The following is a 20453-nucleotide window of genomic DNA, read 5'->3' on the forward strand; positions in this document are numbered from 1 at the left end:
GCCATCGGCACCGGTTCTGCAACGGCAGCTTGTTTCGCATAGCGAATCAGCGGGCGTCATCATGACGGCCCGCTGTCGTGCGTGCCAGCGTTCCGTCACGCGGCCGTCACTGCGGCCTCTGTGCGCACCGGCGTCGCTTCGCGCGCCGCGCGGCGATCGGCACGGATCATGTCGCTCGCGCGTTCGGCGATCATCAGCGTCGGCGAATTGGTATTGCCCGAGGTAATGAACGGCATCACCGACGCATCGACGATCCGCAGCCCGGCGATGCCGCGCACGCGCAACCGGCTGTCGACCACCGCGCGCTCATCGTCGGCACGCCCCATCCGGCAGGTGCCGACCGGGTGGAAGATCGTCGTGCCGACCGCGCCGGCCGCCTCGATCAGCTCGGCTTCGCTCCGATACTGCAGGCCCGGCAGGATTTCCTCGGGACGATAGCGTGCGAGCGCCGGCGCGGACGCTATCCGGCGCGTGAGGCGCAGCGCGTTCGCGGCGACGTGGCGATCGAGGTCGGTCGACAGATAGTTCGGCGCGATCGCGGGTGCTGCGCCCGGATCGGCGCTCGCGATATGCACGCTGCCGCGCGACGTCGGCCGCAGATGGCACACGGACGCCGTAAACGCATTGAAGCTGTGCAGCGGCTCGCCGAAGCGTTCGAGCGACAGCGGCTGCACGTGATATTCGAGATCGGGGCGCGTGAGGGCGGGATCGTCGGGATCGGATTTCGCGAACGCGCCGAGCTGCGACGGCGCCATCGACATCGGCCCGCGCTGCAGCAACGCATATTCGGCGCCGATCATCAGCTTGCCCCACCAGTGCGCGGACAACGTGTTGAGCGTGCGCACGCCTTCGACGCGAAATGCCATCCGCAATTGCAGGTGATCCTGCAGGTTTTCGCCGACGCCCGGCAGATCCTGCACGACGTCGATACCGAGCGCCTGGAGCCGCTGGCCATCGCCGATGCCCGACAGTTCGAGCAGCTGCGGCGAATTCACGGCGCCGGACGTCAGCAGCACCTCCGAGCGCGCCCGTGCAACGTAGTCGGTGCCGCCTCCGCGATACTCGACGCCCACCGCGCGCCGCCCGTCGAAGATCACGCGCTGCGCCTGCGCGCCGGTGATCACGGTCAGGTTCGGGCGCGCCATCGCGGGCCGCAGGAACGCCTTCGACGTATTCCAGCGCACGCCGCGCTTCTGGTTCACCTCGAAATAACCGACCCCAGTGTTGTCGCCGCGGTTGAAATCGTCGGTTGCCGGGATGCCCGTCTGCTGCGCGGCCTGCGCGAACGATTCGAGGATCTCCCAGCGCAGCCGCTGCTTCTCGACACGCCAGTAGCCACCCGCGCCGTGCGCGTCGCTCGCGCCCGCATGGTGATCCTCGCTGCGCTTGAAGATCGGCAGCACGCTGTCCCACGCCCAGCCGGCGTCGCCGGTTTCCTGCGCCCAGCTGTCGTAATCCTCGCGCTGGCCGCGCATGTAGATCATCCCGTTGATCGACGAGCAGCCGCCGAGCACGCGGCCGCGCGGATACGACAGCGCACGGCCGTTGAGCGCCGCTTCGGGTTGCGTCTTGTACAGCCAGTCGGTGCGCGGGTTGCCGATGCAATACAGATAGCCGACCGGGATGTGGATCCAGTGATAGTCGTCCTTGCCGCCCGCTTCGAGCAGCAGCACGTGGATGTCGGGATCTTCGGTCAGGCGGTTCGCGAGCACGCAGCCCGCGGTGCCCGCGCCGACGATCACGTAATCGAATTCGCCTTCTAGCGTGCGTTGAGTCGTCATCGTTTGTCTCCTGTCGGCCCGAGTTAGCGCTTCAGCACTTACTCGGGCCCCATGGCGTGGTTGGTTGGAGTTGGCGCTTCAGCGCTTACTCCAACCCCACGGCGGTCGGCCCGAGTTGGCGCTTTAGCGCTTACTCGAATCCCATGGTGTGGTTGGTAGGCGTTAGCACTTCAGCGCTTACTCCTACCCCACGGCGGTCGGCCCGCATCAGCGCTTTTGTGCTGACGCGAATCCCGTCCCAATCTCATAGTTGTCCGCCACGCGGCGCAATCCCGCGCGTCATTTCCAGCATAGTGCGTCGCCGGCCGCGCTTGCGGCCCCGCGCCACGACCGATGAAGCGTACTCCGGCAGCCGCCCGCCGATCCAATGAGTTATGCTGAACTGCGTTATAAGCTGCGCTCATATCACGACGATGGATCTCACCCTGCTCCGCGCGTTCGCGACGGTCGCGCGCGAAGGCAACCTGACGCGCGCCGCCGTACACCTGCACCTGACGCAGCCGGCCGTCAGCCTGCAGATCAAGCATCTGCAGGAAACGCTGGGCGTCACGCTGTTTACCCGCACGTCGCGCGGCCTCGCGCTCACACGCGACGGCCAGACGCTGCTGCCGCATGCGGAACGCGCGCTCGCCGCCGCCGCCGACGTGCAGCGCGCCGCTGCTGCGCTGCGGCACGAGGTGCGCGGCCGGCTGCGGATCGGCACGATCCTCGATCCGGGCTTCCTGAGGCTCGGCGGCTTCCTGCGCGCGCTGGTCGAAACCCATCCGCAGATCGAGACGGCGTTGCGGCACGGCATGTCGGGCTGGGTGATCGAACAGGTGCGCACGCAGGCGCTCGACGTCGGCTATTACATCGGCCGGCCAGGCGAGGACGATCCGCTCGACGGCGCACTGTTCCACACCGTCACGCTCACACATTTCCAGTACCGCGTGCTCGCGCCGGCCGGCTGGCGGGAGCGCGTGCAGCGCGCGCACGACTGGCGCTCGCTCGCCGCGCTGCCGTGGATCTGGACGCCGCCGGCGTCCGCGCACCACCGGCTGCTGTCGCGGCGCTTCGCGGATGCCGGCGCGCAGCCGGTCAAGGTTGCCGAAGTCGACCAGGAGCAGTCGATGCTCGATCTCGTCAAATCGGGCATCGGCTTGACGCTCGCGCGCGACTCGACCGCGCTGGCCGAAGCGCACGCGCATGCGCTGACGATCGTCGAACGCGTGACGGTGCCGACCGAACTGACGTTCGTGGCGCTCGCCGAGCGGCACGACGAGCCGGCGATCGCGGCGGCGCTACGGCTCATCGAAGCCCAGTGGGCGATATGAGCGGTGCTGAAGACGGCGCGGCGCAGCCTGCGCGCGTCATCTCGCCACGCCCCTGGTCCGTCGTCACGCCACCGTCTCCGCGTTTTTGCTAGATTGTGCGTTCGCACACCGCGAGACCCCGATTGAAGGAGACCCGCATGGCCCGCAACATCGAGATCAAAGCCCGCGCCCGCGAATTCGACCAGCTGCGCGAACGCGCGGCGACCCTCGCGACCGAAGCGCCGCTGTTCTATCGCCAGCAGGATTTCTTCTATGACGTGCCGCGCGGCCGGCTGAAGCTGCGCCGCTTCGAGGACGGCACGCCGGCCGAACTGATCTTCTATCAGCGCGACGACCGCGACGGCCCGAAGGCGTCGTACTACACGCGCAGCCCGGTGACGAACCCCGACGCGATGCACGCGCTGCTCGCCACCGCGCTGACCACGCGCGGAATCGTGACGAAGGAACGGCACGTGTACCTCGCGGGCCGCACGCGCATTCACCTCGACCGCGTCGACGGCCTCGGCGATTTCATCGAACTGGAAGTCGTGCTCGGCCCCGACGACGACGAAGCCGGCGGCGAAGCCGAAGCGCACGACGTGTTCGCGAAGCTCGGCGTGTCGCAGGACGATCTCGTCGCGGTCGCCTATGTCGACCTGCTGAACGCCGACACGCAGCACGAAGCGGCCTGATCCGGCCCTGCCCTACGGCGGCGCAACCCGCGCCGCCTTCGACCCGGCCACCGCGTTAGGCGGCGCCGGGCGCCAGGTGCGCGAGCGGCAGCGCGCCGTTGCGCTTGAAGGTCGTCAGCACGATGTTCGAGCGCACGCTGTCGACGCCCGGCACACGCATCAGCTTCTTCATCACGAACTGCGACAGCGCGTTCAGGTCGGGCGCGACGATCCGCAGCAGGTAGTCGGCATCGCCCACCACCGCATGGCATTCGAGCACTTCGGGCAGCACGTCGATCTGCTGCTGGAACTGCTCGATGATCGAATCGCCATGGTGCTTGAGCTTCAGGCTCGTGAATGCGGTGACGCCGAGCCCGAGCTTTTCGGGGCGCAGCATCACGCGGTAGCCTTCGATCACGCCGGCCGCCTCGAGCCGCTGCAGCCGCCTGCCGATCTGCGACGGCGACAGCGGCACCTCCTCGCCGAGCTGCTGATGCGTCGCGCGGCCGAAGCGCTGCAGCACGTCCAGTAGCGCGAGATCGAAGTGATCGAGTTCCAGCATGAGCATTCTCCGCATTAATTCGTGATTTGATGCGCGATTATCGCATCATCGAGCGAATCAGCGCCAACATTGCGCCCATTCCGCGCGCAGCCCGCTCTACACTTGCATGGTTCCCAACCGCCACGTGCAGAGCCAGATCATGTCCACCGTCGTCACCGCGAAACTGCAGGAGCAGTTCGATGCGGGCCTCGAAACCCGCGCCGATTTCACCATCGACCAGCCGCTCGCGCGTTACGGCCAGGTCGACCACGCGGTGTGGAAGCAGCTCTATGCACGCCAGTCGGCGCTGCTGCGCGGTCGCGCATGCGACGCGTTCGTCGCGGGGCTCGGGAAGATCGACCTGCCGGCCGATCGCGTGCCGTCGTTCGCCGACGTGAACCGCCAGTTGAAGCCGGCCACGGGCTGGGAGATCGTCGCGGTGCCGGGCCTCGTGCCCGACCGAGTGTTCTTCGAGCATCTCGCGAACCGGCGCTTTCCGGTCACCTGGTGGATGCGCCGCCCCGACCAGCTCGACTACCTGCAGGAACCCGACTGCTTCCACGACCTGTTCGGCCACGTGCCGCTGCTGATCGACCCCGTCTTTGCCGACTACATGCAGGCGTACGGCCGCACCGCACTCGCGGTCGCCGACGACGAAGCCGCGCTGGCGCGCCTCGCGCGGCTCTACTGGTATACAGTGGAATTCGGGCTGATCCGCGACCCGCGCGGCACGAACGGGCTGTCGATCTACGGCGCCGGGATCGTGTCGAGCAAGGGCGAAAGCCTGTACAGCCTCGAAAGCGCGGCGCCGAACCGGCTCGGCTTCGACCTCGAGCGCGTGATGCGCACGAAGTACCGGATCGACACGTTCCAGAAGACCTACTTCGTGATCGACGATTTCGCGCAGCTGTTCGCGCTGGCCGACGTCGATGGCCGTGCGCTGGCCGACCGGCTGGCGGCGCTGCCCGAGTTCGCGGCCGGCGCGGTGCTCGATACCGATCGCGTGCTGCATCGCGGCACGGGCGAAGGCTGGCCCGACGACGCCGACGCGTGACGCTCGCGGGCACCGCGGCGCGCCGCTGACGGCCTCCCGATCGCCGTCGCCGGGTAGCCGTCCCAGGGTGCCCGTCCCCGGGTGGCCGTCCCCGGATGCCCGTCGCACAACTATGAAACAATGACCGGTGCCGGCTTCGCCGCGCGGCGCAGCCGCGCGCGGGCGCCGTTACCGACCGAGAGGTGCAAGATGATCCACAAGCTCACATCAGAAGAACGCAAGACCCGGCTCGAAGGCCTGCCGCTCTGGACGGCCGTACCGGGCCGCGACGCGATCCAGCGCAGCCTGCGCTTCGCCGATTTCAACGAAGCATTCGGCTTCATGACGCGCGTCGCAATCAAGGCGCAGGAAATGAACCACCATCCGGAATGGTTCAACGTGTACAACCGCGTCGACATCACGCTGTCGACCCACGATGCCGACGGCCTGACCGAGCGCGACATCGAGCTGGCGCTGTTCATCGACCGTGCCGGCGCGCACGCGCAACCGGCCGCCTGAGGCCTTCCTCTACCGCCGCGCGTCTTTCGATGCGCGGCGCGTCAACTTTTCATTTCGATGAACGTTTTCTAGGATGTAGTCAGCGAAAGCCTTCAGCTTTCCAAGCCATCCTTAAGGCGCACGTAAGTCTCGTAGGCTTTCCGTGCCTTGGGGTCCAAACCTTCCAGTTGCAGCGCGCTTTCGCGCTGTACAATCAGCAGCGCATACGGCTTGGAAAGCGCGCTGGCCTCTTCGCAGAGTTTGAGTTCGTCGCCGCTCGACGGCGAGCGGGCGCGCCAGAAATTGATCGCGGCTTCTAGGTCGTTGATCGAAATATCGGACATGTTTGGATTTAATCGTTCGCTGGCCGCCATGCTTGATGTCAGGTGTTGCGGCGCCCCTGTGGAAACGGCGTCGTGCTGTCCGCGTGCCTGAACCGCCAACCCATTGTACTTGAGCGAACTTCATGCGACTCCTTCTGATTGAAGACGACCGCCCCATCGCACGCGGTATCCAGAGCAGCCTCGAGCAGGCTGGCTTCACCGTCGACATGGTGCATGACGGCATCTTTGCCGAACAGGCGCTGGCACAGAACCGCCACGAACTCGTGATCCTCGACCTCGGCCTGCCGGGCATCGACGGGATGACGCTGCTCACGCGCTTCCGCCAGACCAACCGCCACACGCCCGTCATCGTGCTGACCGCACGCGACGAGCTGAACGACCGGATCCAGGGCCTGAACTCGGGCGCCGACGACTACATGCTCAAGCCGTTCGAGCCGGCCGAGCTCGAAGCGCGCATCCGCGCGGTGATGCGCCGCAGCGGCCCGCACAGCGACATGCCGCGTCCGGAAGTGTCGCTCGGCGGCGTCCGCCTGTCGGGCGTCGACCGCCGCATCTTCAACGACGACAAGCCGCTCGAACTGTCGCCGCGTGAATTCGCGGTGCTCGAGATGCTGCTGCTGCGTCATGGCCGCGTCGTCAGCAAGGCCCAGCTGCAGGATCACCTCACGCACTTCGGCGGCGATCTCGGCGACACCGCGATCGAAGTCTACGTGCACCGCGTCCGCAAAAAACTCGAGCAGTGCCGTGTCGAAATCGTCACGGTGCGCGGCTTCGGCTACCTGCTGCAGGAAATCCGCCAGACGGCGAGCGTCTGAGTGGCGCCGCGCGTCGGGCGGCCACGTGCCGCCCGCGCGTGCGTGCTGCTTCGCGTCGCCGCCCGGCGCAAGACCGCGCCGCTCCCCGTGAGCGGCGCTTATCCATTTGCCCGTCGAAATGTCTCCTGATCCGGCTGTGACCACCAGCCTGCGCCGCTCGCTGCTTCGGCGCCTCGCCGCCCCGCTGTCGATGCTCGCGCTGATGAGCGGCCTGATCGCCTACTGGCTCGCGTGGCAATACACGCAGCACGTGATCGACCGCTCGCTCGCCGATCTCGCCACCGCCATCTCCAAACAGATCCAGATCGCCGGCCCCGACGCGCCGTTCACGGTGCCGCCGCTCGCGCAGGCGATGTTCTCCGATCCCGCCGAAGCGCTGATCTACCGGATCAGCGACGGCGAACAGGAACTCGCCGGCGATCCGAAGCTGCCGCTGCAGGGCATCAACGTGCGCCGCATGCATCACGCGTACGTATTCGAGGCCGAGTACGACAACCGCGCGGTGCGGGTTGCGCAGGTGCGTGTCGACGACGTCGACGGTGGCAAGCCGATGGTCGTCGAGGTTGCGCAGCCGGTGCGGCACCGCTACCGGATCGCCGCCGAATTCCTCGTCGCGATCATGATGCCGCTGCTGCTGCTGCTGCTCGCGGGCTGGGGCATCGTGTGGCGCGTCGTGAACCAGCAGCTTGGCCCGCTCACGCACCTGGCCGATTCGCTGAACCGGCAGACCCACACGTCGCTGGAACCCGTCGACGAAACCGAGGTGCCGCTGGAGATCCGGCCGCTGACGAGCGCGATGAACGCGCTGCTCGGCCGCCTGAAGACCGCGCTCGACGCGCAGCGCAAGTTCATCGCCGATGCCGCGCACCAGTTGCGCACGCCGCTGACGGCCGTGAAGCTGCATGCGGAGCAGGCGGCCGTGGCGCGCGACCCGCACCAGACCCTCGCCGCGGTGCGCGAACTACGCGCCGCCGCCGACCGCGCGGTCCGGCTGTCCAACCAGTTGCTGTCGCTCGCCCGTGCGGAGCCAGGCGAACAGGCCGCGCGGTTCGTCGACGTCGACCTCGCGACGATGGCGTTCGAGACGGGTGCCGAATGGGTGCCGCGCGCACTCGCGTCGCACGTCGACCTCGGCTTCCAGCGCACCGACGATCCGGGTGACGACGAAAAACTGGTCGTGCGCGGCAATCCCGTGCTGTTGCGCGAGGTCATCGCGAACCTGCTCGACAATGCGCTGAAGTACGTGCCGCTCGCGCGGCCGGATGGCGCGCGGATCACGGTGAACGTCGCACGAGGCGCGCTCGAGGACGGCCAGTCGGCCGCCGAGATCGTCGTCGAGGACAACGGCCCCGGCGTGCCCGCCAACCAGCAGGCCGACCTGTTCAAGCGTTTCTTCCGCGGCGACGCGCAAAACGGCAACGGTGTCGAGACGGGCGCCGGGCTCGGCCTCGCGATCGTGCACGACATCATCGCGATGCACGGCGGCACCGTTTCGTACGAGGATGCATCGGAAGGCGGCTCGCGCTTCGTGGTGAGGGTGCCGCTGACCGCGCGCACCGAGAAGCCGGCCAGCGAAACGCCGGCCGCCGCGCCGACGCACTGAGCGATTCGCGGCGCGCCGGCCGCTGGTCGGGCCGCGCGCCGGATGAGGCACGCGGAAAGCACGGCTGCGCGACGCGGCAGCCGGCCGCTGAAACGACAGCGGCAGCGCACGATGCGCTGCCGCCTGCGTCACTTCTTGCTTTTCTTGTCCTTCGATCGGGACTCGGACTTGCCGTCCTTCTTGTCCTTCTTCTTTTTCTTCTTCCCGCCATCGTCGGACGTCGCGAGCAGCGTGCCGCGGCACGACGCCGCGCCACAATGGCACGCGTACTCGCGCTTGAGCGTCTTCGTCAGCTTCGCATCGATCACGAGGCCGTAGTCGTAGAACAGCTCCTCTTCCGGCCCGATGTCGCGCAGCGCGTGGATGAACACGCGGCCTTTGACTTCCTCGGCTTCGCAGTTCGGCGCGCACGAGTGGTTGATCCAGCGCGCGCTGTTACCGTCGATCTTGCCGTCGATCACCCCGCCCTCGTCCAGTGCGAAGTAGAACGTATGGTTCGGTTCGGCCGGGTCGTGCGGGTGACGACGCAGCGCTTCCTTCCACGAAATTCGCTCGCCCTTGTATTCCACTACGCGCTCGCCGGCCTTGATCGGCGCCACGGCGAACACGCCCTTGCCGTGTACTCCCGAGCGGCGCACCGCGATCCTGCGTGAACTCATCGAACGAATCCTTGTGAAGACGACTTGAATGGAAGACGGCCGCGGTCACGGCCTGGCGTCGCGCAAAACGAAAACGCGGCACCGGTTGGTGCCGCGTCGGGGCATGCGGCGAATCACCCGCATCCTACACGTTCACGATTGCTTCGTTCAACATCACGCGCAATATTGCACGCCTGACGCTCAACGCTGGCCGAATGCGATGTCGCCGAACAACGCCTTGTGCTCGCGCGGCTGCGAGCGCCAGTATTGCGGCGGCGCCGTCACCTGCGCACCGAGCTCGGCCGCCGCATGCCACGGCCAGCGCGGGTCGTACAGCATCGCGCGCGCCATCGCGATGAAATCGGCATCGCCGGACTCGATGAGCCGGTTCGCATGCGCGGGCTCGTTGATCAGGCCGACGGCAACCGTCGGCATGCCGACCGCGCGCTTCACGGCCTGCGCGAACGGCACCTGGTAGCCAGGCGACAGCGGAATCTTCTGCAGCGGCGACACGCCGCCGGACGACACGTCGATCCAGTCGCAGCCGCGGCGCTTCAGTTCGTGCGCGAACGCAATCGTATCGTCGAGCTCCCAGCCGCCTTCGACCCAGTCGGTCGCGGACACACGCACGCCGACCGGCCGGTCTTCCGGAAACGCCGCGCGCACGATCTCGAAGATCTCGAGCGGAAAACGCATCCGGTTTTCGAGCGAGCCGCCGTATTCGTCGGTGCGCTGGTTCGCGAGCGGCGACAGGAACTGGTGCAGCAGGTAGCCGTGTGCGGCGTGCACCTCGATTGCGTCGATGCCGAGCCGCGCAGCCCGCTTCGCCGATGCCGCGAATGCTTCGCGGATCCGGTTCAGGCCCGCGGCATCGAGTGCGAGCGGCGGCGTCTCGCCATCCTTGTGCGGCACGGCCGACGGCGCATGCGGCAACCAGCCGCCATCGGCAACGGACACGAGCTGACCGCCCTGCCACGGCACGTTGCTCGACGCCTTGCGTCCCGCATGCGACAGCTGCATCGCGACGCGGACCGGCGAATGCTTGCGGATCGCGGCCAGCACGGGCTTCAGCGCGGCTTCGGTCACATCATCCCAGAGGCCGAGGTCGCCATGCGTGATGCGCCCGTCGGGTTCCACCGCGGTCGCCTCGATGCAGAGCAGCCCCGCGCCCGACAGCGCGAGATGGCCGAGGTGAATCATGTGCCAGTCGGTCGCCTTGCCGCGTTCGGCCGAATACTGGCACATCGGGGAGATCACGATCCGGTTCGGAAGGGTCACGCCGCGCAGCGTGAACGGGGAAAACAGCGCAGTCATGGAGGCCGCTCGCCAGGAAAGGAAAGAGCGAACGAGCGTAGCACGCAGGCCGGAAGCGTGCTGACGGCGCCCCCGGCAGTAAGCGGACGGTCAGGTACGAGCCGCGGCGGGTTGCCGGCTGTGCGGCAAACGCGACGCAAACGACGATGCGCCGGCCTGCAACGGGTGCGGGCCGGGCAACCCCTTCGCGGCGAACGGCGCCGCCGCTGGCGGCGTCAGAGTCCGACGCTGTCGAGCCACTCCGCGAACATGCGTCGCGCAGCCGCCTCGAGCGCGGGGCCGTGCTGCGCGGTATCGGCACGCAACTGGCGCGCGTCGATGCCGGGCGTCGCCGCGATTTCGCCGGCGTTCGCGATCAGCCACGGTTCGAAGCGGTCGGTGCGGATTTCCGGATGGCATTGCAGCGCCAGCACATGCTGGCCCCACGCGAATGCCTGGTGGCGGCAGGCCGGTGTCGATGCAAGATGAATTGCACCGCCCGGCAGGTCGAACGTGTCGCCATGCCAGTGCAGCATCGACGTCGCCGCAGCGTCGAGATGGCGCAGCGGCGATGCGCGGCCGGCGTCGGTGAGCGTCAGCGGCGCCCAGCCGAGTTCGTGCTGCGCAGCCGGATAGACCCGCGCACCGAGCGCCCGGGCGATGAACTGCGCACCGAGGCAGATGCCGAGGATCGGCAGGCCCGCATCGATGCGCTTGCGCACAAGTGCCGCGAGCGGCGCGATCGTCGGATACTGCGCATCGTCGTACACGCTGAGCGGCCCGCCGAGCACGACGAGGAGCGATGGCTCGAGCACGTCGAGCACCTCGACCCGCGACGACCCGACGTCAACGTAGCGCACCCGCCGGCCCCGTTCGCCGAGCACCTGCTCGAAGCTCCCGAGATCCTCGAAATGCACGTGGCGGATCGCCACGACTTCAGCGTTCATCATCGGCCTCCCGGTCGATCGACGGACGTCAGCCTGCGAAAATCTTCCAGGTCTTCTTCTGCGTCGCCGCGTCGGCCTCTTCCTGCACCGAGCAGTCGAGACGCAGATCGCTGTCGGACATCGAGATGTCGAGCGCCGCGCAGTGATGCACGGTCTTCTTCGACAGCTTGCCCGGCTGGAAGTGGGCGCACGTCACACACATGCGCTGCGGCGGCGTCGCACCGGCCACCTGCAGTTCGCGCAGCGTCTTCAGCAGCGCGCGATACAGTGCGCCCTGCTCGTCCGCGCCGAGCTTGCCGACGGCTTTCGTCAGGAATTCAGGCCATTGCAGCGCCTTCTTCGCGGCCGTGCGGCCACGGGCCGACAGGCGCACGGCCAGCGCGCGGCCGTCGTCCAGTGCACGGCGCTTCTCGACGAGACCCTTGGTCTCGAGCGTGCTCACCGCATCGCTCGTGGTCGCGGCGGTCAGCTGCGTCTCGCGCGCGATCTCGCCGAGCCGCATCGGGCCCTTGCGCTGCAGCAGCAGCACGAGAATCTCGCCCTGCGTCGGCGTCAGGCCTGCGCCTTCCGCCCAATCCCATGCCTGGCTCCGCATGGCCGTACTCAACCGCAGCAGGCTGTGGGTCACACGTCCCGAAGCCTGATTCCCGTAAACGCCTTCGCTCATAGTCTTTTCGCTTTGCCGCCGCCCGGTTTGCCGAGCGGCCGTAGTGTGGAGATCGAATGTCTATCTCAAAACAGACACGCTCTTGCGAGTGTGTCAGCACGGCCGTCGCGAGGGCACACGCGGCGGTCGCGTTCGCGGCGACCGGTAAGACACGCATCGTTCCGGTGTCCGCAAAGCCGACATTCTAAGCGAGAGCGGAAAATCGCACAGCTAAGTTATCCCCTTCATTCTGTGGAAAATCGCTGGATAACCAAAATTTTTCGTTGTGCCTGCAATGCCGAACGCCCGCGGAACGGTGCGAACGGACATTTTCCTGTTCGGATCGGCCATCGCACCGACCGCAATGGTCCACCGGGTTATCCCGCGCACAGATCGTTGACTTTGCAGCGGAATATCAAGTTATCCACAGATTTTCAGGACCCCCGGCAACGATTTCGGCCTCAATCGAGGCCGCCCGTCGTTCAGTGAATCGCGACTCGGTCGAGCCCGTAATCTGCAAAACAATTTTTCACTCGCGCCAACGTAAGCACTGCTGGCGGACCGTCTCATTGAGCGATTTTTCCTGTTTGAAAACGGTTCTCAACCACGATGCGTCGTTCACGCGCGCCTTGGCCTGCGCGCCGATCTCGTCGAGCGCCGCGCGCGAACCGAGCGCGGCCGCATGCGGCGCGATCCGGTCGAGCGTGTCGAGGATGTCTTCCGCGATCGTGCGGCGCTCACCCGTCTGAGGATTCACGCAGGTGCCCTCGAGCCCGAAGCGGCACGCCTCGAAACGGTTGAACGTGTAGACGAGGTAGTCGTCTTCCGACAGCTTCAGCGGCCGGTCGGTCAGCAGGTAGCGCGCAAGCGTCTGGATGTAGCAGGCGATCGCCGCCGCGCGGTCGACCGACAGCGGCGTGTCCATCACGCGCACCTCGATCGTCCCGTAGCCGGGCTTCGGGCGGATGTCCCAGTAGAAGTCCTTCATCGAGTTGACGACGCCGGTGTTCACCATCTTCGTGAAGTACTCCTCGAAGCTGTCCCAGGTCAGCACGAACGGCGCGCGGCCCGACAGCGGGAACGCGAACACCGAATTCAGGCGTGCCGAATGGAAGCCGGTGTCGACGTTCTGCACGAACGGCGACGACGCGGACAGCGCGATGAAGTGCGGAATGAAGCGCGACATCGAGTGCAGCAGGAACAGCGCGCTGTCGGGATCGGGGCAGCCGATGTGCACGTGCTGGCCGAACACGGTGAACTGCTTGGCGAGATAGCCGTACAGCTCGGAGATGTACTGGAAGCGCGGCGCATCGTAGATCTGCCGGTCGCTCCATTGCTGGAACGCGTGCGTGCCGCCGCCGGCCAGCCCGACGTTGAGCTGGTCGGCCGCCTTCACGAGCACGTCGCGGATCGCGTGCAGCTCGGTGACCGCCTGCTCGTGCGAATGGCAGATGCCGGTCGACAGCTCGATCATGCTCTCGGTGATTTCCGGCGTGATGTTGCCCGGAAAGGTTTCGCCCTGGATCAGGCGCATCAGGTCGGATGCCGCTTTGGTCAGGTCGTAGTTGTGCGTGTTGACGACCTGGATCTCCAGTTCGACGCCGAACGTGAACGGCTCGGAATTGACGAAGGTTTCGAGTGCCATGGCAGGTTCCGGGATCAGTTGCTGTCGCTGCGCTCACCGACCGCCGACAGGCAGCGGTAGACGATGAACGGGCTGACGAGCTGCAGGATCACGATCGTGCACATCACGATCGCGCGCAGGTGCGGGTCGAAATTCGGATAGAGCTGGTAGGTGTCGTCGACGAGCAGGTACGACAGCGCGGACATCGGCGTGAGTGCAATGCCGAGCGCGATGCCCTGCTTCATCCCGATGCCGCTCGGCTTCGCGAACGCGACGACGCCGGCCAGCTTCGCGACGAGCCGTGTGACGATCAGCACGATCGCGAGCAGCCCGCCGAGCGCGATGTCGCCCCACGTAAACGACGTGAGCGTGAGCACGAACAGGGTCACCGTCAGCAGCCAGCCGGCCGTGCCGAAATGCTCGGGCCACAGTTGCGGGCGCGCCTCGAGGTTCTTCACGATGATGCCGGCGAGCAGCAGCGTGAGCAGCGTCGACAGCTTCAGCGCCTGCGCGACGGCGATCGCGAGCATCACGAGCCCGAACAATGCGACGAACGAATGCTCGTCGCGCATCGTCGCGGTCATGTGGCGGAACAGGTAATTGCACGAACGCGCGACGAGATACGCGACGATGAACGAACCGGCGATCAGGTAGAGCGGCTGCAGGATCGTCGCGAAAACGTTGCCGTACGCTTCCTGATGGAGCCAGCTCGTCACGAGCTTGGTCAGCACGATCGCATAGACGCTGTTGAGCGCGGTGAGCGTGATGAGGCGTTGCGACACCTGCCCTTCCGCGCGCAGTTCGGTCTTCAGCTGGATCACCATCGACGGCGACGTCGCGATCGCGATCGCCGACAGCACGAGCGCGACCATCCCCGACACACCGAGCGCGAGCATCGCGAACAGCACCAGCACGAACGTCAGCGTGGCTTCGGCGAGGCTCGACGCGATGAGCCACGGATTGCGCCGGATCCAGCGCAGGTCGAGGCGGCTGCCGAGCTCGAACAGCAGCAGGCCGAGCGCGACGTCGATCAGGAGCCGCGAGGTTTCATCGGTGCTTGCATCGATCACGCCGAATCCGAACGAGCCGGCGATGAGACCGATCACCGCATAACCGGTGATACGAGGCAGGCGCCATGCGCGATAGCACAGCTCGCCACACAGGCCGGCCGCGAACAGCGCGAGCCCGGCCCAGAACACGGCATCCGGCGTGAGCGGCCAGTTGGGCAGGAATGAGAACGCCGACTTCATCGTGGTGACTTCTCCTTTGGAAGCAACCGCCAGCGACGCGGGGTCAAGCGTCAGAAATGGATGCGCGCCGGCTGGGTATCGCCCCGAATGTGATTGTTGTGTCGACGACGGCGGGACATGGGATCCGCCTTTTCCGCCACAGGGCGGAAAGTCGTTCAGGTTGCCGATCTGGATTGTCGGCCTGGTGTGTGAACGGACTGCGCAGTCTCGAAGATTCAGATTCGAAATCGTGCCGACCGTTCCATTGAAGCATGTCCGGCGCCTGGCCGGATGAACGCGAAGGAAACCGATTGTGCCACAGCTTTTTCGGTCTGGAACCCATTGATTCGACTCGCGGCGCTGTGCGGCACCGCAGGTCTTTGGTTTCAAAGGTTTACTTGTATATATACGTAGTAGAAGTTAACAAAGGACGCACAGTTCTGTGGATAACTTCGGTTTACGTCGACGGATCAACGCGTTGGAGAGCCCATAACCCGTTGCACAGACTGTTTGTGCACAGAGGTTTGAGTTGAGCAACTTTCGGGCCGTCTCACAGCTGTGCCGAGTTGCCCAGTTTACGTCCACTGTGATTGCACACGAAGTGCGTGCGGATTCCGCGCGGTTATCCACAGTGTCGAGTGGATAACCTTGCGCGAAAAAGTCGGGAAACTGTGAGCGGCTCGGGTGAGCGGTCAGCCGGCCTGGCCGACGCGGCGTGCGCGCAACGCGCGGATCAGGAAACGGGCGGGATCGACGGCATCGGCGAGTTCGCGTTCGAGCGGCCACGGCTCGCCTTCGAGTTGCGACGCGATCAGCTCGGCGCCGAGTGCGGCCCATACGAGGCCGCGCGAGCCGAAACCGAATGCGCCATAGAGTCCGGGCAGGCGCGGCAGGTCGCGTGCCTGCGCGCCGCTCAGCGCGCGCGCGTTGGCGACGGCGCCCGCTTCGTCGGCGAGCGGGCCGAGCAGCGGCAGACGGTCGCCGACGACCCAGCGGAACGCAACGCGGCCGCGCAGTGTGTCGGGATCCGGCAGGTCGCCGATCAGGCCCGGCAGCAGATGCCGCACGCGCTCGAGGTTTTCGAGGTGGCCGGCCGCGCGCATCGCGGGATCGACGTCGTCGGGTTCGAACGTTGCGCCGATCAGCAGCGTGCCGTCGTCGAGCGGCACCGCGTAACCGTCGCCGATCGTCGGGCACGGCAGCGGTGCCGTGCTGCCGGGTGGCAGCAACGTGAGCTGGCCGCGCACCGGTTGCAGCGCGACGTGCTGCAGCCCGGCGAGACGCGCGGCGTCGCCGGCGTTCGCGAGCACGACGACGGGCGCTTCGGCCAGCGTGCCGCCCGCCTCGTCGAGTGCATGCCAGGCGTCGCCCCGCCGTTCGAGTTTTGCCACGCCGGTGGACGCGAGCAAGCGCACGTGCTCGCCGGCCGCCGCGTATTGAGCCGCGCAAAGGCCTGCCGGCCAGACGGCGCCGCCGTGCGGAAACAGCAGGCCGCCCTGCGCGACCGGCAGGTTCAGATGCGCGCGCGCGCCATCGACGTCGAGCAGCGATACATAGTCGGACGGCGCGCCGAATGTATCGAATGCGTCGCGCATCCGTGCGAAATCGTCGGCCGATTCCGCGAGATGGATCATCCCGTGCGTGCTGCGCGCGAATGCATGGCCCGCGCGTTCGAGTGCGCGCCAGCGTGCGATCGCGTGCAGGAAGCCACCGCGCGTGAGCCGGCTCGCGACGTTGTCGTCGCGTGTCATCAGCGGATGGAAAACGCCCGCCGGATTGCCCGACGCTTCGCTCGCGATCCGGTCGTGCCGCTCGATCAGCGTGACTTCCCAGCCGCGCGCGGCCAGGCGTTCGACGACCGCGCAACCCGCCAGGCCCGCACCGATCACGATCGCGCGGCGCGTCGCAACGGGCAGTGCAAGCGGCGGCTCGTGCCGGCGCGCGCGCCAGCGCGGCGCATATTCGCCGACGAGCAGAGCGTCGACCTCGCGATACGTGAAACCCGCTTTGCCGAGTGCGTGTTTCAACACATCGGAATTCGCATGCGCTGCAAACGTGGCGTGTTCGCCGGCGATTTTCGAGAGCGCGCGGACCACGTCGGTCGAGCGGAGATCCGCGTCGCGCGATGACGCGAAGCCGTCGACGCAGAACGCGTCCGCGCGCGCGACGATCTTCCCCAGCATGTCGACGGTGTCGCCGAACGCGAGCGTGAGCACCACGCGCCCTTCGTCGAATTCGAGCCGGTGCAGACCGGGTACAAGCATCGGCCACGCGTCGGCAAGTGCATCGACATCTGCCGATATAGTTGTGTCCGCAACTATATGTGAAGCGGCGCGGCGCAGGTCGTCGCGCGAGAACGGATGCGGTTCGACTGCGACAAAATGCAGCCGCTCGCAGCGCGCGGGATCGTCGCGCCACGCGGCCCAGGCCGCGAGGAAGCTGCCGCCCGCGCCGAATCCGGTCGCCACGATCGTGAACGTGCGGCGGCCCTGCCAGCGTGCCGGCAGCGCGTTGCCCGCGACGAACACGCGATGCGCAAGCGCACCTGACGCGCCGCGATGGAGGTCGCCGAACTCGGGCGAGACGAGCGTGCCGTCGTCGCGAAGTGCGAGCGTGGCGGGAACAAGTCGGTCGGTCATGCGAAACAAAAAACGTGGCAGCCAAGCCTGGCAAGGGATTGCGCGGAGCCGTCCGACCGGTCGTTGGAAAATGCCAACGGGGCGGCGCATGGGCGGACCGCGCTGCGTATCCTGTCCGGTTGGCGCTGGTCAAAAAACGGGCAGTCGATGATTCATTCGGCGAAATACCGATGAAAATCTTTGAAACCCTTGTCGTTATTGGGTTTGCGCTGCGCTATCATAGCAACGCCGTACCGCGGGGTGGCCACCGGCTAACCGGAAGGCGCGTCGCGCGGGCCAGGATTCGGCGCTGTGTCGTCGGAGTCTGACTCTCGACGGCACGGTTCGCGCACGTATAATCGGCGCGTTCGCGCTGTTCGTGTCAACCTAACCTGATAAAGGAACCTTAATGAACAAACAGGAACTGATCGACGCCGTCGCCGCCCAAACGGGCGCCAGCAAGGCTCAAACCGGCGAAACGCTGGACACGCTGCTCGAAGTCATCAAGAAGGCCGTGTCGAAGGGTGATGCGGTTCAGCTGATCGGCTTCGGCAGCTTCGGTTCGGGCAAGCGCGCAGCACGTACGGGCCGCAACCCGAAGACCGGCGAAACCATCAAGATCCCGGCAGCCAAGACGGTCAAGTTCACGGCTGGCAAGGCGTTCAAGGACGCCGTCAACAAGCGTTAATCCAGCGCCTGTTCCAAGAAAAACCCGCCTTTCGGCGGGTTTTTTGTTGGGTGCGCGCGGCATTTTTGCCACAGTCCGCTACCCTCTTGCAAGATTTAACGGTTGTTTTTACGACGCGTTACGCATGCACGATCTGCGTGTTGCCGTGATCGTCGTCGTCGTGCGAATCGATATCCCACGCCGGGAACGGATCGTCGAACGCGTGCCATCCCGCCGCGCCGAGCGCAAATTCCGCGTCGGTCAGCAGGCATGCGTCGAGCTTCGCGCGCCATGCATCCGCGTCGAGCGCGATGCCGATCATCACGAGTTCCTGCCGGCGATCGCCCACTGCGCGATCGTCGAGATCGCCGTGCCATTCGGCGCGGATTTCACCGAGCAGCTCGTCGTCGTCCGGCCATTCCGCGCGATCCTGCGCAGCCCACCAGAGACCCGCCGGGCCATGCCGGCATACGCCGCCCGCCTGCGACAGCGAACCCGCGATGTCGCTGCGCGTCGCGAGCCAGAAGAAGCCCTTGCTGCGCAGCACGCCCGGCCACTCCTGGTGCAGCAGCGCCCAGAGTCGTGCCGGATGAAACGGCCGGCGCGCACGGTAAACAAAATTGCCGATCCCGAATTCGTCGGCTTCGCCGTGCACGTGCGCATGATGTTCGTCATGGCAGTCCGGGTCGTCGCAATGCGTGTGATCGTGATCGAGCGACGCAAGCCAGCCCGGCGCATTCGCGGCCTCGTCGAAATCGAAGCGGCCCGTGTTCAGCACTTCGTCGAGCGGCACGTTGCCGAACGTCGACACGACCTGGTGCGCGCGCGGATTGAGTCGCGCGAAGATGTGCTGCAGGTGGGCGAGCGCGTCGGCGTCGACGAGGTCGGCCTTGTTGATCACCAGCACGTCGCAGAACTCGATCTGTTCGATCAGCAGCTCGACGAGCGTGCGGTCGTCCTCTTCCGAGGCGGCGAGGCCGCGCGTCGCGAGCGCGTCATCCGAGCCGTAGTCGCGCAGGAAGTTGAACGCGTCGACCACGGTGACGAGCGTGTCGAGCCGCGCGACGGCCGACAGCGACGTGCCGTCGTCGTCGACGAACGTGAAGGTTTCGGCGATCGGCATCGGCTCCGCGATACCGGTCGATTCGATCATGATCGCGTCGAAGCGCCCTTCGGACGCGAGCGTGCGGATCTCGACGAGCAGGTCGTCGCGCAGCGTGCAGCAGATGCAGCCGTTCGACATCTCGACGAGGCGTTCCTCGACATGCGACAGCGCCTGCGCGTCGCGCACGAGCGAGGCGTCGATATTGACCGACGCGAGATCGTTGACGATCACGGCGACTTTCAGGCCCGCGCGGTTCGAGAGGACGTGGTTGAGCAGCGTGGTCTTGCCGGCGCCGAGGAAGCCGGACAGCACGGTGACGGGCAACGGCTGGTTCATTGCCGGATTCATAGCGATATGCACCAACGGAAAAATTGAAAAAGCGGCCGCGGCGCCCTTCCGGGGCACGATCGGCCCGCGGACGGGCGAAATGGCGGCGTGAGCCCGCATTGTGCATCAAACGCGCGCCGGCCGGCCGGTACGGCGTCAGGCCACGGCGCGGCGCGAGGTCACTGCACGGGCGGCAACAGCTTCCATTGCGCGAGGATGCCGGCGATTTGCCGCGCATATTTGTCGCGCAGCGACGGTGTTTCAGAATGATAGGCGCCGACGGCCTGCCACGTGTTGCCGTAGCGGTTCATCTTCTGCTTGAGATGCCACGCGGCGATGTAGACGTTCTTGCACGGCTCCATCAGCGTGTCGCGGCCGATTCCGTAGCGCGACAGCGTGGGCAGGTGGATCGAATTGATCTGCATCAGGCCGTAGTCGACCGAGCCGTTCGTATTCTTGTTCAGCGCGCTGGGCCGGTTACGCGACTCCTGCCACGCGATCGCGCGCAGGATCAGCGGATTGACCTGCTGATATTTAGCGGCTTCGTCGAAACAGTCCGCGCGAGCGTTCGCGCTGGCGAAACACACGCCGGCGGCGATCAACGCGATCGAAACGAACCGTCTGTTCATGGTGCGGAATCGACAAGAAAATGCGTGAGGGTCGGGAAAACCCGTGCGTGTTATTCGTGCGACGAGAATCGTGCCGCCCGTATCATACCGACAGTCCGTCAGCTTGCGACATACAGGAATACGGCAGCCCGGTTATACCGCATTTCCGTGTC

Annotated in this window: 19 protein-coding genes; 7 read left to right on the top strand and 12 right to left on the bottom strand. The window is 66.3% G+C overall.

The window, feature by feature from the left end; all coding sequences use genetic code 11:
- Nucleotides 1–95 precede the first annotated feature (95 nt).
- The gene (locus LGN19_RS27475) at nucleotides 96–1781 is read right to left on the bottom strand and encodes a GMC family oxidoreductase (RefSeq protein ID WP_226218189.1); all 1686 of its coding nucleotides are present in this window, start codon (nucleotides 1779–1781) and stop codon (nucleotides 96–98) included.
- 413 nt (nucleotides 1782–2194) lie between these two features.
- On the opposite strand from LGN19_RS27475, the gene LGN19_RS27480 reads away from it, so the two are divergent.
- Nucleotides 2195–3094: a LysR family transcriptional regulator gene (locus tag LGN19_RS27480; RefSeq protein WP_226218191.1), complete on the top strand. Its 900-nt coding sequence runs from the start codon at nucleotides 2195–2197 to the stop codon at nucleotides 3092–3094.
- A gap of 137 nt (nucleotides 3095–3231) precedes the next feature.
- On the top strand, nucleotides 3232–3765 hold the full coding sequence (locus LGN19_RS27485; protein WP_174960069.1) for a class IV adenylate cyclase: 534 nt from the start codon (nucleotides 3232–3234) through the stop codon (nucleotides 3763–3765).
- 55 nt (nucleotides 3766–3820) lie between these two features.
- Here the strand turns inward: LGN19_RS27485 and LGN19_RS27490 are convergent, their stop codons facing one another.
- On the bottom strand, nucleotides 3821–4306 hold the full coding sequence (locus LGN19_RS27490; protein ID WP_006408082.1) for an Lrp/AsnC family transcriptional regulator: 486 nt from the start codon (nucleotides 4304–4306) through the stop codon (nucleotides 3821–3823).
- Between the two features lie 139 nt (nucleotides 4307–4445).
- On the opposite strand from LGN19_RS27490, the gene phhA reads away from it, so the two are divergent.
- Complete coding sequence (phhA, locus tag LGN19_RS27495; protein WP_059676020.1) at nucleotides 4446–5339, top strand: phenylalanine 4-monooxygenase; 894 nt, start codon at nucleotides 4446–4448, stop codon at nucleotides 5337–5339.
- Nucleotides 5340–5528: 189 nt separating this feature from the next.
- On the top strand, nucleotides 5529–5837 hold the full coding sequence (locus LGN19_RS27500) for a 4a-hydroxytetrahydrobiopterin dehydratase (protein ID WP_011350499.1): 309 nt from the start codon (nucleotides 5529–5531) through the stop codon (nucleotides 5835–5837).
- Between the two features lie 92 nt (nucleotides 5838–5929).
- Here LGN19_RS27500 and LGN19_RS27505 read toward each other — a convergent pair whose 3' ends face one another.
- Nucleotides 5930–6160 carry a DUF3717 domain-containing protein gene (locus LGN19_RS27505; protein ID WP_034183818.1) on the bottom strand — a complete coding sequence of 77 codons (231 nt, stop codon included), beginning with the start codon at nucleotides 6158–6160 and terminating at the stop codon, nucleotides 5930–5932.
- Between the two features lie 122 nt (nucleotides 6161–6282).
- Here LGN19_RS27505 and LGN19_RS27510 point away from each other — a divergent pair, with 122 nt between their 5' ends.
- Together LGN19_RS27510 and LGN19_RS27515 are read left to right on the top strand one after the other, a co-directional pair.
- Nucleotides 6283–6975: a response regulator transcription factor gene (locus tag LGN19_RS27510; protein ID WP_006401494.1), complete on the top strand. Its 693-nt coding sequence runs from the start codon at nucleotides 6283–6285 to the stop codon at nucleotides 6973–6975.
- Between the two features lie 118 nt (nucleotides 6976–7093).
- Nucleotides 7094–8578: a sensor histidine kinase gene (locus LGN19_RS27515; RefSeq protein ID WP_226218194.1), complete on the top strand. Its 1485-nt coding sequence runs from the start codon at nucleotides 7094–7096 to the stop codon at nucleotides 8576–8578.
- 128 nt (nucleotides 8579–8706) lie between these two features.
- Here LGN19_RS27515 and LGN19_RS27520 read toward each other — a convergent pair whose 3' ends face one another.
- The 7 genes from LGN19_RS27520 to mnmC form a co-directional block, all read right to left on the bottom strand.
- Complete coding sequence (locus LGN19_RS27520) at nucleotides 8707–9237, bottom strand: SET domain-containing protein (RefSeq protein ID WP_226218196.1); 531 nt, start codon at nucleotides 9235–9237, stop codon at nucleotides 8707–8709.
- Between the two features lie 180 nt (nucleotides 9238–9417).
- On the bottom strand, nucleotides 9418–10530 hold the full coding sequence (locus LGN19_RS27525; RefSeq protein ID WP_226218197.1) for an NADH:flavin oxidoreductase/NADH oxidase: 1113 nt from the start codon (nucleotides 10528–10530) through the stop codon (nucleotides 9418–9420).
- Between the two features lie 215 nt (nucleotides 10531–10745).
- A complete protein-coding gene (locus LGN19_RS27530) occupies nucleotides 10746–11456 on the bottom strand; it encodes a glutamine amidotransferase (protein WP_122946574.1) in 711 nt (236 codons plus the stop codon).
- A 28-nt stretch (nucleotides 11457–11484) separates the two neighbouring features.
- A complete protein-coding gene (locus LGN19_RS27535) occupies nucleotides 11485–12123 on the bottom strand; it encodes a MarR family winged helix-turn-helix transcriptional regulator (protein WP_043184842.1) in 639 nt (212 codons plus the stop codon).
- Between the two features lie 508 nt (nucleotides 12124–12631).
- Entirely contained in the window at nucleotides 12632–13747 is a 1116-nt protein-coding gene (locus LGN19_RS27540) for a YbdK family carboxylate-amine ligase (RefSeq protein ID WP_043184841.1), read from the bottom strand.
- A gap of 14 nt (nucleotides 13748–13761) precedes the next feature.
- Entirely contained in the window at nucleotides 13762–14976 is a 1215-nt protein-coding gene (locus tag LGN19_RS27545; protein ID WP_226218200.1) for a cation:proton antiporter, read from the bottom strand.
- A gap of 671 nt (nucleotides 14977–15647) precedes the next feature.
- Entirely contained in the window at nucleotides 15648–17594 is a 1947-nt protein-coding gene (gene mnmC / locus LGN19_RS27550; protein WP_226218202.1) for a bifunctional tRNA (5-methylaminomethyl-2-thiouridine)(34)-methyltransferase MnmD/FAD-dependent 5-carboxymethylaminomethyl-2-thiouridine(34) oxidoreductase MnmC, read from the bottom strand.
- Between the two features lie 388 nt (nucleotides 17595–17982).
- Between mnmC and LGN19_RS27555 the strand changes: the two genes are divergently transcribed.
- Nucleotides 17983–18261, top strand: coding sequence for an HU family DNA-binding protein (locus LGN19_RS27555; protein ID WP_006401505.1), 279 nt, complete (start codon nucleotides 17983–17985; stop codon nucleotides 18259–18261).
- 118 nt (nucleotides 18262–18379) lie between these two features.
- Here LGN19_RS27555 and LGN19_RS27560 read toward each other — a convergent pair whose 3' ends face one another.
- Both LGN19_RS27560 and LGN19_RS27565 read right to left on the bottom strand, forming a co-directional pair.
- Nucleotides 18380–19693 (bottom strand): GTP-binding protein, encoded by a 1314-nt coding sequence (locus LGN19_RS27560; RefSeq protein WP_226218204.1) that lies wholly within the window; start codon nucleotides 19691–19693, stop codon nucleotides 18380–18382.
- A 158-nt stretch (nucleotides 19694–19851) separates the two neighbouring features.
- On the bottom strand, nucleotides 19852–20301 hold the full coding sequence (locus LGN19_RS27565; RefSeq protein ID WP_122944046.1) for a lytic transglycosylase domain-containing protein: 450 nt from the start codon (nucleotides 20299–20301) through the stop codon (nucleotides 19852–19854).
- Nucleotides 20302–20453 lie beyond the last annotated feature (152 nt).

The sequence above is a fragment of the Burkholderia sp. AU30198 genome, assembly GCF_020419825.1.
Classification (GTDB): domain Bacteria; phylum Pseudomonadota; class Gammaproteobacteria; order Burkholderiales; family Burkholderiaceae; genus Burkholderia.

Bases quoted from the DNA above. Each gene is read 5' to 3' on its own strand.
- LGN19_RS27565 (WP_122944046.1), bottom strand. From the start codon at position 20,301: ATGAACAGACGGTTCGTTTCGATCGCGTTGATCGCCGCCGGCGTGTGT.
- LGN19_RS27510 (WP_006401494.1), top strand. From the start codon at position 6,283: ATGCGACTCCTTCTGATTGAAGACGACCGCCCCATCGCACGCGGTATC.
- LGN19_RS27490 (WP_006408082.1), bottom strand. From the start codon at position 4,306: ATGCTGGAACTCGATCACTTCGATCTCGCGCTACTGGACGTGCTGCAG.
- LGN19_RS27555 (WP_006401505.1), top strand. From the start codon at position 17,983: ATGAACAAACAGGAACTGATCGACGCCGTCGCCGCCCAAACGGGCGCC.
- LGN19_RS27515 (WP_226218194.1), top strand. From the start codon at position 7,094: ATGTCTCCTGATCCGGCTGTGACCACCAGCCTGCGCCGCTCGCTGCTT.
- LGN19_RS27560 (WP_226218204.1), bottom strand. From the start codon at position 19,693: ATGAATCCGGCAATGAACCAGCCGTTGCCCGTCACCGTGCTGTCCGGC.
- LGN19_RS27540 (WP_043184841.1), bottom strand. From the start codon at position 13,747: ATGGCACTCGAAACCTTCGTCAATTCCGAGCCGTTCACGTTCGGCGTC.
- LGN19_RS27505 (WP_034183818.1), bottom strand. From the start codon at position 6,160: ATGTCCGATATTTCGATCAACGACCTAGAAGCCGCGATCAATTTCTGG.
- LGN19_RS27545 (WP_226218200.1), bottom strand. From the start codon at position 14,976: ATGAAGTCGGCGTTCTCATTCCTGCCCAACTGGCCGCTCACGCCGGAT.
- LGN19_RS27500 (WP_011350499.1), top strand. From the start codon at position 5,529: ATGATCCACAAGCTCACATCAGAAGAACGCAAGACCCGGCTCGAAGGC.
- phhA (WP_059676020.1), top strand. From the start codon at position 4,446: ATGTCCACCGTCGTCACCGCGAAACTGCAGGAGCAGTTCGATGCGGGC.
- LGN19_RS27535 (WP_043184842.1), bottom strand. From the start codon at position 12,123: ATGAGCGAAGGCGTTTACGGGAATCAGGCTTCGGGACGTGTGACCCAC.
- LGN19_RS27480 (WP_226218191.1), top strand. From the start codon at position 2,195: ATGGATCTCACCCTGCTCCGCGCGTTCGCGACGGTCGCGCGCGAAGGC.
- LGN19_RS27520 (WP_226218196.1), bottom strand. From the start codon at position 9,237: ATGAGTTCACGCAGGATCGCGGTGCGCCGCTCGGGAGTACACGGCAAG.
- mnmC (WP_226218202.1), bottom strand. From the start codon at position 17,594: ATGACCGACCGACTTGTTCCCGCCACGCTCGCACTTCGCGACGACGGC.
- LGN19_RS27475 (WP_226218189.1), bottom strand. From the start codon at position 1,781: ATGACGACTCAACGCACGCTAGAAGGCGAATTCGATTACGTGATCGTC.
- LGN19_RS27525 (WP_226218197.1), bottom strand. From the start codon at position 10,530: ATGACTGCGCTGTTTTCCCCGTTCACGCTGCGCGGCGTGACCCTTCCG.
- LGN19_RS27485 (WP_174960069.1), top strand. From the start codon at position 3,232: ATGGCCCGCAACATCGAGATCAAAGCCCGCGCCCGCGAATTCGACCAG.
- LGN19_RS27530 (WP_122946574.1), bottom strand. From the start codon at position 11,456: ATGAACGCTGAAGTCGTGGCGATCCGCCACGTGCATTTCGAGGATCTC.